The following is a 10,287-nucleotide window of genomic DNA, read 5'->3' on the forward strand; positions in this document are numbered from 1 at the left end:
GTGGCGGACGGCGAACCCACGGTCCTGGGCTTCCACGAACAGCAGGCCCCGCGCCGCGGCGACCCGGCCGGTCAGCCGGCACATCCCCTCGATCAGTCCTGCCAGTTCCCCGTCCGACAGCTGCCAGGCCTGCGCGGCCAGCAGCCCGTCGAGGTGGCGGGAGATCGTCGCGAGGCGGGCNGGNGGGTCAGGGCCGTCCCCGAGGTCGTCGTCGAAAACCATGGGTCGACGGTAGAACAACACACCCCGGATGTCGAACACATGTTCGTACGCTGTGAGCGGAGACGACACGGGAACCAACCCGCACTTGCACGTCCCGCGCGAACAACGCCAACCACAACAACCGGATCTGGCCGCCACACCCTTCGCGGTCCGTGGGCGGTACCGGCTCTCGACGGGTGTACTGGCGCGCCGAGTCTCCCGGCAGCCACCCAGGAAGGGCGACCGTGGCAGCAGCCGACGTCCGCGGCAGCAGAGCTGGGTGGCGTCGTTGGAGGGTAGGCGTCGCAGGCAGGCGGCGCGGAAAGGCGGGCGCCGAGGGTGAGGTGGGCGGGCGGCGCGGGTGGGAGAACATCGGTGCGGCCGGGGGAGGTGGACGGCCGTCCGCCTCCCCCGGGCACAGGCAGTGCGCGGCTAGGGATGCGCGGCTAGGGGATCCGTACCGTCGGCGCGTCCAGGTCGACGCCCGCCTGGTCGGACGGCCGCATCCGCCCTGCCGGCAGGACGCTCCTGGCCGGTTGACCGCTCCCCGCCGGGTGNCCGTTCTCGGCCGGGTGGCTGTTCTCAACCGGGTGGCTGTCCTCGGCCGGGTGGCTGTTCTCAACCGGATGGCGGATCTCCCTCAAACTGCTGCTTCCTGCCGGAACAGCAGCGCCGTCGGTGTGGGCAGCGCCGTCGGTGATGGCACCGCCGTCGGTGATGGCACCGCCACCGATGGTGCCGCCGTCCGCGGTGGGGCCGGCGGCGGCCTCGGCGGCGAGCAGCGTCTCGACGTGGACATACCGCGCGCCGCGCAGCAGGGAGGCGACGGCTGCGATCAGCGACATGGCGATGGCCAGCGAGAACACGATGATCAGGCCGTGGTGGAACGGCGAGGCGATCAGGTGCGGGAAGAACTCCTTGCCGGTCAGCGCCTGGGCGTTCGCCGCGGGAAGCTGGTGCAGGGTGCCGTCGCCGAGCAGGTTCTGCATCGGGTTGTAGCCGAGGAAGGCGGCGAACAGGCTGCCGACCGGCGGCAGGTTCGCCACCCGGTCGGTGACGTCGGCGGGCACGCCCTGCGCGGCCAGCCCACTGTGCAGCGAGTGCGGCAGCGTCGAGGACAGCCCGGCGATCATCAGGGAGAAGAACAGGCCGATCGACAGGACCTGGCCGGAGTTCATGAAGGTCGCGCGCATCCCGGACGCGCCGCCGCGGGCTGCCGCGGGCACGGCGTTCATCACCGCGGTCGTGTTCGGCGCGGAGAACAGGCCCGAACCGATCCCGTTGAGGACCAGCAGCGCCGCGAACGCCGGGTAGCTGAAGTCCGTCGGCAGCAGCAGCAGGCCGACGAAGGTCGCCGCGACCAGCGTCAGGCCGCCGGTGGCGAAGGCGCGGGCGCCGAACCGGTCGGACAGGAAGCCCGACACCGGGCCCGCCACCAGGAACCCGATCGTCAGCGGCAGCAGGTAGATGCCCGCCCACAGTGGCGTGTCGACGTAGTCGTAGCCGTGCAGCGGCAGCCAGATCCCCTGCAACCAGATGATCAGCATGAACTGCATCCCGCCGCGGGCGATCGAGGACAGCAGGACCGCTGCGTTGCCGGCGGTGAACGCCCGGATCCGGAACAGCGCCAGGTTGAACATCGGCTGCGCGGTGCGCCGTTCGATGAGGACGAACGCGACCAGGACGGCGGCGCCGCCGATCAGTGCGGCGAGCACCTTCGGGTTCAGCCAGCCCATGTCGTGGCCGCCGTAGGGCTGGATGCCGTAGGTGACGCCGGCGAGCAGCGCGGTCAGCCCGACCGCGAAGGTGATGTTGCCCCACCAGTCGATCCGCGCGGGTGCGCGCCGGCCGGTGTCGCGCAGGCTGCGGTAGGACCAGATCGTGCCGGCCACGCCGATCGGCACGCTCACCCAGAACACCGCGCGCCAGTTCCACTCCGACAGCAGTCCGCCGGCGACCAGCCCGATGAAGGAGCCGGCGAGCGCGGCGACCTGGTTGATGCCCAGCGCCATGCCGCGCTGGCGGGTAGGGAAGGCGTCGGTGAGGATGGCCGTCGAGTTGGCCATGAGCATCGCGCCGCCCACGCCCTGGACGACCCGCCAGCCGATCAGCCACAGCGCCCCGGACGAGCCCTGCCAGGGGGTCAGAGCCAGCCCGATCGAGGCGACGCTGAACACGGCGAAGCCGGCGTTGTAGATCCGGACCCGGCCGAACATNTCGCCGAGCCGGCCCAGCGTCACCACCAGCACGGCGGAGACGAGCATGTAGCCCATCAGCATCCACAGCAGGTAGCTGACGTTGCCCGGCTGCAGGGGATCGAGGTGGATCCCGCGGAAGATCGCGGGTAGGGAGATGATGACGATCGAGCTGTTGACCGTCGCCATCAGTACCCCGATGGTCGTGTTCGACAGGGCGATCCAGCGGTATCCCGAGTGGTCGTCCTGGTGTGGCCGGCGCGCTGCGTCGACCGGAGTCCCCGCTGTCGTGGACATCCGGCGCTGCTCCCTCCATCACCGATGCGGGCCGGGCCCGCCGCTGCGGGCGGTGCCGGGCGTGCTGCATGGCATGGGCGCGAGGCGGGTCGGCCGGGGGCCGGGAGGCATCTCGTCGCTGCGGTGAGGGGCCTGGGTACCTTCTGCGTCGGGCGTGTGCCCGCTGCGTCTGGCGCATGCCTTTGGTCGGGTCGACCGTGTGCCCCGCGTCCACGTCGGATAGTTGCTTGACTCATACTAACAACCGCGCCTGTCGATCGGCATTCCCACCGCTGGGATCGCATTGCGGCTCGAAGCGGCACACGTCGACGCCGGAGCGTCCTACATTGCTCGCTGGACGGATCGAGGCTCGCTGGACGGATCGAGGTTCGTGGGTCGGATCGAGGTTCGCGGGACGGATCGAGGCNGGACGGATCGAGGCTCGCTGGACGGATCGAGGTTCGTGGGTCGGATCGAGGTTCGCGGGACGGATCGAGGCCGGCGCGAGGAGAGCGAGGCGACGTGGCGACCGATGTCGAGGGCACGTTGGCGGCCGACGACTACGACGAGTTCGGACTGCTACACGAGAACGCCGAGGAACTGGGCCTGCCGTTCGCGGGCCGGCCCGACGTCAGCCGCGGCTACGTCGACCTGGCGGCCGACCGACGGCTGAGCTACATCCGCTGGGGCACCGCCGATCCCGAGGTGGTGTTCCTGCACGGCGGCGCGCAGAACGCCCACACCTGGGACTACGTGGCGCTCGCGCTGGGCCGGCCCGCGGTGGCGTTCGACCTGCCCGGCCACGGCCGGTCGTCCTGGCGCGCCGACCGCGACTACGGTCCGTGGCGCAACGTCGAGGCGTTGGAGGCGGCGCTGCCGGCCGTGGCGCCGAACGCGGCGGTCGTGGTGGGCATGTCGCTCGGCGGCCTGACCGTCACCCATCTCGCCGCGACGCGCCCCGACCTCTGTCGCCGCGCGGTGATCGTCGACGTCACCCCGCAGGTCAACGACCCGAGCCGGACGATGACGACGGCCGAACGCGGCTCGGTGGCGCTCGTCTCCGGACCGCCGACCTACGCCTCGTTCGAGGAGATGGCCGACGCCGCGGTGGCGCTCAGCCCGCTGCGGGCCGCCGCCGGGGTGCGCCGCGGGGTGCGCCACAACGCCCGCCGGCTGCCGGACGGCCGCTGGTCCTGGCGGTACGACCTGTTCGGCCCGCCCCCGCCGGGAACCCCGGACTGGCTTGACTTCACCTCGCTGTGGGAGGAGGTCGACACGATCACCGTGCCGGCGCTGCTCGTGCGGGGCGGCGAGTCGAAGTACGTCCACGACGCCGACGTCGCCGAGTTCCGCCGCCGCCTGCCGGCCCTGCGCTACGCCCTCGTCGATGGCGCCGGCCACGCCGTGCAGAGCGACCGACCCCTGGAGCTCGTCACCCTGATCCGCGACTTCGCCTTCCCGGCCTGACCGACTCCAGCCCCTGCCCGGCTCCAGCCCCTGCCCGACCCCAGCCCCCAACCGCCCCAGCCCCTGGACCGACTCCGCACCCTGACCGGGAGCGCACCCGCACCCCCACTCGGGCTGCGGGTGTCCGGCCTGCCCGTGGTCGATGTCACCCAGCGCAGCGGGATTGTGCAGGGTAGATTCACCACTGGCTTTACTGTGTAAAGGGTGACGGGTTATGCCGCGGGCGCGGCCCAGAAGGGCGGTGCGCCGCTGCGGCGTGCCGCCCGACCGGGCTCGGAGGTCCAGATGCCGTCTCCCGTACGACCGCTGCCGGCACTCGCCGAGCTGACCCCGCCGCCGGGTAGTCCACACCGGGGCGCCCCGCCGCGCGTGCCCGGATCGGTGCGCCGCACCAGCCATCTCAACGTGACCTGGCCCGACGGCTTCGGGTCCCCGATGCACCTGCACGCCGGCGCCCGCGACCTCGTGACCGGGCGCGACAGGCAGGCGACGGTGGTCGACTCCGCGCAGCTGCGCGTCACCATCGACAGCACCCGGACGCTGCGTTCCGTCACCAGTGTGCCCCCGCGCAAGGCCCTGGACGGCCTGATCGGGCAGAGTGGTGGCCGCGGCTACCGTGCCCGCCTGCGCGAACTGGTCCCCGAGGACGTCGCCACCGGATCGCCGCTGCACTTCCTGCTCGACGACATGCCCGGCGCGACCCTCGTGGCGCCGATCGCCTGGCGGCTGTGGCCCCGCGAGCAGGAGAAACTGACGGAGTTCGCCGCGTCGACGGCGGCCAGCCGGGTCGAGGCGATGCGGGAGGTCTGCTCGGGATGGCGGGCTGACGGCGCCCCGCTGGAGCGGATGGCCCAGGGTGGCGGGTTGGAACAGAACCTCGTGCCCGCCCATCCGTTGGAGCAGCCCGACGACCCGCTGGCCTGGCACCGGATGCCGGCGCCGTCCGGCGATTCGGCGATGTTCCGCCGCCGGCGCCGGGTGGACGTGGTCGCGCCCGAGCCCGGGACGCCCCACGGCCTGCTCACCGTCGACTCGATGTTCCGGGACAGCATGTGGAGCCCGCAGGGGGTGGAGACGGTCGTCCACGAGTACGGCGTGCACGCCACCGTCGACCCGGCCACCATGCGGCTCGTCGGGCTGCGCGCGGACCCGCGGGTGCTGCCCTTCGAGACCTGCCCGTCGGCCGCCGACAACGTCGACCTGCTGCTCGGCGAGCCGATGCGGACCCTGCGGGCCCGGGTCATCCGACTCGTCGTCGGCACCGACGGCTGCACCCACCTCAACGACGCGCTGCGGGCGCTCGCCGAGGTCCCCGTCCTCGTCGACCACCTCGTCACCACCGGCCGCATCGACTGACCGACCGGGGTCGGACGATCGTCCGGTCCGTGGGGGCGCCGGTTTTATACTGACCGCGGGGCGTTCCCCGGGGGTGCCGGGGAGGGTGGCGGCGCCCGGCGACGTCGACGTGTCTCGGGTGGTGAGGTGGCGGCAGGTGCCCGTCCGGCTACGGCGCGCGGCGCGCAGGCGTCCGGCGCGCCGGCCGGTGCGGTGCGGGCCCTGGGGGTCGACGACATCGTCGCCGCCGCCCTGCGGGTGGGGACTCACCGGGGGTTCGAGGCGCTGACCATGCGCGCGCTCGCCGAGGAGCTCGGGGTGTCCGCCATGGCGGCCTACCACCACGTTGCCAGCAAGGACGCGCTGGTCGACCTGGTCATCGACGCGGTCCTCGCCGGCGTCGAGATTCCCCCGCCCGACCTCGGCGACTGGGACGTGCGCCTGTGCGAGCTGCGCCGGCGCTGCGCCGCGGCCCTGGAGGCGTGGCCGGGTGTCGACGTCCTGGTCTACGGCCGCCCCCCCACCACCCAGGGGTGGCGGATCATGGACGGTTACCTCCAGATCCTGCTGGACGCCGGCCTGACGCCGAAGAACGCGCTGCTCGGCTTCAACGTCCTGCACGACTACGGCATGGCCCGGTCGATCCAGCGCCGGCTGCGCGAGGGCGCGGGTACCGGTGTCCCGAGCGACCGGCCCGCGCAGTGGCCGGCGCTGAGCCGGGTGGAGGCGATGTGGTCGCAGGTCCACGGACGCGACCTCACCGCCTTCGCCGACACCCTCATCGTCGACGGCCTGCGCGCCCTGCTCGCCAGACAGCACGCCGCTCCCGACACCCCCTGACCACCCGCCCACTCGTCCAGGTGGAGATCGNCATGGGCTCGGGGGTCCGCCCCGGCCCGGCCCGCCCCGCGGTGCGGTTCCGCGGAACCTCCTGACTGTCGGGGCCGGACCGCGCCCTCATCCGGACGGCGTGCTGATCCGGGCGCGCCGATCGCAGCGGAGGGGCCGAAACGCCCGCCGCGGCGGCGATGGTCCCCGGGAGGTCCGTCGCCGCCGTGGCGGGCAGGGTCAGCCGTTGTCGTGCCCGGCATCGTCGTGCCCGGCATCGTCGTGTCAGCCGTTCGTGCTGGTGGCGGTCAGGTCGTAGACCGTCTGACCGCCCACCGTGGTGGCGGTGAAGTGCGCCGCAACCCAGGTGGCGATCGCGGTGCCGGTGCCCGTGGCACGGTCGCCGCCCATCCCGCCGCCCATGCCCCCGCCGCCGGCCAGGAAGTAGTGGATCTTCCCGTCGGCGACCCACTGCTGGAACTGGGCCAGGGTGGGCGCCGGGTCGCTGCCGTCCCAGCCGCCGATCGCGATCACGGACTGCCCGCTGGCCAGTTCGAGCTGCGCCGCGCTGGTCGCGCCGCCCGTCGTGGCCGCGGCCCACGTGGTCGTCGACCGCGCCAGCAGCGCCGTCAACGCCGCGTTCGCGGACTGCTCGCCGCCGCCTCCGCCCGCCGCCATCCCCCCGGCCGTCGAGGTGCCGCCGGTCGTGGACGTGCTGCCGGCCGTCGAGGTGCCGCCGGTCGTGGATGTGCCGCCGGCCGTCGAGGTGCCGCCCGCCGTGGACGTGCTGCCCGCCGTGCTGGTGGTGCCGGTCGTGGTGGTGCCGCTGGTCGGGGTGGTGCCGGTCGGCGGGGTGGTGCCGGTCGGCGGGGTGCCGCCGGCACCGAAGCGTCCGCCGTTGCCGCCGGGGCCACCGCCCATGGCGGCGCTGGACGGTCCCGAGGTGGGGATCGAGCCGGTGTGCGGATGCGCGGCGGTGCTGACGGCGTAGGCGGTGCTGCCGGCGCCGACGGTGAGCACCGCCGCGGTGGCGAGCACCGCGGTCACCCGGGTGAAGCGGGCCGCGCCGGCGACCAGCGCGGCGGCCAGGGCCAACGCGGCGACCAGCACGATCCAGCGCAGCGCCGGCAGCCAGGTCGGCACCCGGTCGAGCAGCACGAAGCTCCACCCGCCGGTCAGCGCGATCATGGCGGCGAGTGCCGCCCGCGCCGGGAACTGGTCGCGGTCGCGCCACAGCGCGGTCCCGCCGGCGGCGACGAGCGCGGCGATCGCCGGCGCCAGGGCCACGGTGTAGTAGGGATGGATGATCCCGCTCATGAAGCTGAACACCAGCCCGCTGACGACGAGCCAGCCGCCCCACAGCACCAGCGCGGCCCGCGCCGGGTCGGTGCGGGGTGCCCGCCTGGTTCGCCACAGTCCGACGACCAGCACGAGCAGCGCCGCGGGCAGCAGCCAGGAGATCTCCGAGCCCATGCTCGACCCGAACAGCCGGGTGATCCCGGTCGCGCCGCCGAAGCCGTTGTTCCCCCCGCCGCCCATCCCGCCCCCGCCGCCGCCGGCCCCGCCGCCGGAGGAGCCGAGGATGCGGCCGAGACCGTTGTAACCGAGGGCGAGCTGCAGCAGGCTGTTGTCGGTGGAACCGCCGATGTAGGGGCGTGACGACGCCGGCCACAGGTCGACCAGGGCGACGTACCAGCCGGCCGAGACGACGATCGCCCCGGCCGCGCCAGCCAGATGCAGCACCCGGCGTCCCAGGCCCGTCGGCGCGGCGACCAGGTACGCCAGGCCGAGTGCCGGGACGACCAGGAACGCCTGCGCCAGCTTGGTGAGGAAGCCGAAGCCGAGGCAGGTCCCGGCGAGCATCAGCCAGCGTGCGCTGGCCCGCTCGGTCGCCCGGACCGTGCAGTAGGCCGCGGCGACGAGGAGCAGCACCAGCAGGGCGTCCGGGTTGTTGAAGCGGAACATCAGGGCGGCGACCGGCGTCAGCGCGAACGCGGCGCCCGCGAGCAGCCCGGCGGTGGCGCCGGCGCTGCGCCGGACCGTCGCGTACAGCAGCCCGACGGCCGCGACCCCCTCCACCGCCTGCGGCGCGAGCACGGACCAGGAGGAGAAGCCGAAGACCCGCGCGGACAGCCCCGAGATCCACAGCGCCGCCGGCGGCTTGTCGACGGTGATGGCGTTGCCGGCGTCCAGGGAGCCGAACAGCAGCGTCTTCCAGCTCTGCGAGCCCGCCTGCGTCGCCGCCGCGTAGAAGCTGTTGCCGTAGCCGGAGGCGCTGAGGTTCCACAGGTAGAGCAGCGCCGTGCCGGCCAGCAGGGCCAGCAGCGCCGCCCGGACCCAGACCGGATCACCGGCCGGCCCGCGGGCCAGCCGCCCGAGCCGCCCGTGTCCCCTGCCCGGCGGCGGAGGCGGCGGTTGGGCCCAGCGCCCGCCGCCGCGCGGCCGCGGGGCGAGCCGGATCGTGTCGGATGGGTCGACGTTGGGTGCGGTGGTCGTCATCGAGAAAGCTCCAGAGTCAGTCGCGGCAAGGCCACCCACCCGACGGGCGGGTTCAGTGCGGGATGCCGCGGGATGCGGGCGGGCTCAGCGCAGGGCGCCGGTGCCGGCCGGGGCGCCGGTGCCGGCCGGGGCGGCCTGCCGGTCGGCGTCCGGCTGCGTGGGTCGCTGGTCGTGCGGGTCGCGCTGGTCGTGGAGGTCGTGGAGGTCGCGCTGGTCGCGCTGGTCGCGGGGGTCGGGGTGGGCGTCCGGGTAGGGCGTCAGGTNGGTGGGCAGCGCGCAGGCCGCGGTGAGCGGGCGGCGTCCGATCCAGGAGCGCAGGTGGGCGACGGGCACCGCGCCGCTGGCGATCGCCCGGCGGACCCGCACGATGCCCCGCAGGTCGGCCAGGGCGGTGGCGACGATGTCGACGCGGCTGTCGGGATCGTCCACCCAGTCCACGGGCACCTCGTGCACCCGCAGTCCGCAGCGTTCGGCCAGGACAAGCAGCTCGGTGTCGAAGAACCAGCCGGTGTCGGCGACGTGCGGCAGCNGGTGTGCGGCGACGTCGGACCGGATCGCCTTGAAGCCGCACTGCGCGTCGCGGAACCGCACCCGCAGCGTCCGGCGCAGCAGCAGGTTGTAGCAGCGGGAGATGAACTCCCGCTTCGGCCCGCGCACCACCCGTGCCCCGCGGCTGAGCCGGCTACCGATCGCCACGTCCGAGTGCCCGGAGATCAGCGGCGCGACCAGGGGGAGCAGGGCGCCCAGGTCGGTCGACAGGTCGACGTCGGTGTAGGCGAGCACGTCGGCGTCCGAGGACGACCACACCTCCCGTAGCGCCCGTCCCCGTCCCTTGAGGTCGAGGTGGGTGACGGCGACGCCGGGCAGCTCGGCGGCCAGGACCCGGGCCAGCGCCAGGGTCCCGTCGGTGCTGGCGTTGTCCGCGATCGTGATCCGGAACGGATACGGGAACCGGCCGAGGAGAAAGGCGTGCAGCCGCCGAACCGACGGCGCGAGATCCTGCTCCTCGTTGTAGACCGGCACCACCAGGTCCAGAACGGGATGATCCGCCCGGGGTGGCCGCGGGCTCGGCTGTGTGACTCTCTGATCGGCGCGCCCCTCCCGGCCGACCTGCCCTGCGGAAGGCTGGCTCGAGGACCGCGGGTAGTCGGACCGCGGGGCGATGGTGCGCGGGGCGATGGTGCGGGAGACATCGGAAATCGGCAGGAGTGTCATGCCCTCACGGTCGGCCCCCCGCCTGCGCAGACCCTGTGCGACCTCTGTGTGATCCCTGTGAACCCCACCGCCCGACAGCCCGCACGGCTGAAGCCGCATGGATCAACGCCTGGCCGTCTGTCTCCGTCTCCCCACCAGCCGCCGACGCGACGGCGTCATCTTTCTCGACGAGGCACGAGGAGCAATGGTTGAGACCTGTGGATCGGCTGGGGAGGGCGTACCTTCCCGGTGATCGAGGTTGAGGTCTCAGTCAGGCCGACGTTGACGCGTC

Annotated in this window: 4 protein-coding genes and 5 pseudogenes; 3 read left to right on the forward strand and 6 right to left on the reverse strand. The window is 73.5% G+C overall.

Going from position 1 to position 10,287, the window contains the following annotated elements:
- From FF86_RS61260 to FF86_RS61265, 3 pseudogenes are all read right to left on the reverse strand, one after another.
- A pseudogene (locus tag FF86_RS61260) lies at positions 1-183 on the reverse strand (HNH nuclease); the annotation flags it as partial.
- A 576-nt stretch (positions 184-759) separates the two neighbouring features.
- Positions 760-2,417, reverse strand: a pseudogene (locus tag FF86_RS30325) (MFS transporter); the annotation flags it as partial.
- A gap of 1 nt (position 2,418) precedes the next feature.
- A pseudogene (locus FF86_RS61265) lies at positions 2,419-2,693 on the reverse strand (MFS transporter); the annotation flags it as partial.
- Positions 2,694-3,194: 501 nt separating this feature from the next.
- Here FF86_RS61265 and FF86_RS30330 point away from each other — a divergent pair.
- The 3 genes from FF86_RS30330 to FF86_RS30340 all read left to right on the forward strand — a co-directional run bounded on the left by FF86_RS30330 (position 3,195) and on the right by FF86_RS30340 (position 6,314).
- Positions 3,195-4,139: an alpha/beta fold hydrolase gene (locus FF86_RS30330; protein WP_044888684.1), complete on the forward strand. Its 945-nt coding sequence runs from the start codon at positions 3,195-3,197 to the stop codon at positions 4,137-4,139.
- Between the two features lie 204 nt (positions 4,140-4,343).
- Entirely contained in the window at positions 4,344-5,495 is a 1,152-nt protein-coding gene (locus FF86_RS30335) for a DUF2889 domain-containing protein (RefSeq protein ID WP_242419913.1), read from the forward strand.
- A gap of 126 nt (positions 5,496-5,621) precedes the next feature.
- Entirely contained in the window at positions 5,622-6,314 is a 693-nt protein-coding gene (locus FF86_RS30340; protein ID WP_236706338.1) for a TetR/AcrR family transcriptional regulator, read from the forward strand.
- Between the two features lie 273 nt (positions 6,315-6,587).
- Here the strand turns inward: FF86_RS30340 and FF86_RS30345 are convergent, their stop codons facing one another.
- From FF86_RS30345 to FF86_RS61275, 3 genes and pseudogenes are all read right to left on the reverse strand, one after another.
- Positions 6,588-8,801, reverse strand: coding sequence for a glycosyltransferase family 39 protein (locus FF86_RS30345; protein WP_044888685.1), 2,214 nt, complete (start codon positions 8,799-8,801; stop codon positions 6,588-6,590).
- A 264-nt stretch (positions 8,802-9,065) separates the two neighbouring features.
- Positions 9,066-9,330: pseudogene (locus FF86_RS61270) on the reverse strand (glycosyltransferase family 2 protein); the annotation flags it as partial.
- A 1-nt stretch (position 9,331) separates the two neighbouring features.
- Positions 9,332-9,836, reverse strand: a pseudogene (locus FF86_RS61275) (glycosyltransferase); the annotation flags it as partial.
- Positions 9,837-10,287 lie beyond the last annotated feature (451 nt).

Origin of the sequence: Frankia sp. CpI1-P, from assembly GCF_001421075.1 — a bacterium.
GTDB lineage: Bacteria > Actinomycetota > Actinomycetes > Frankiales > Frankiaceae > Frankia > Frankia torreyi.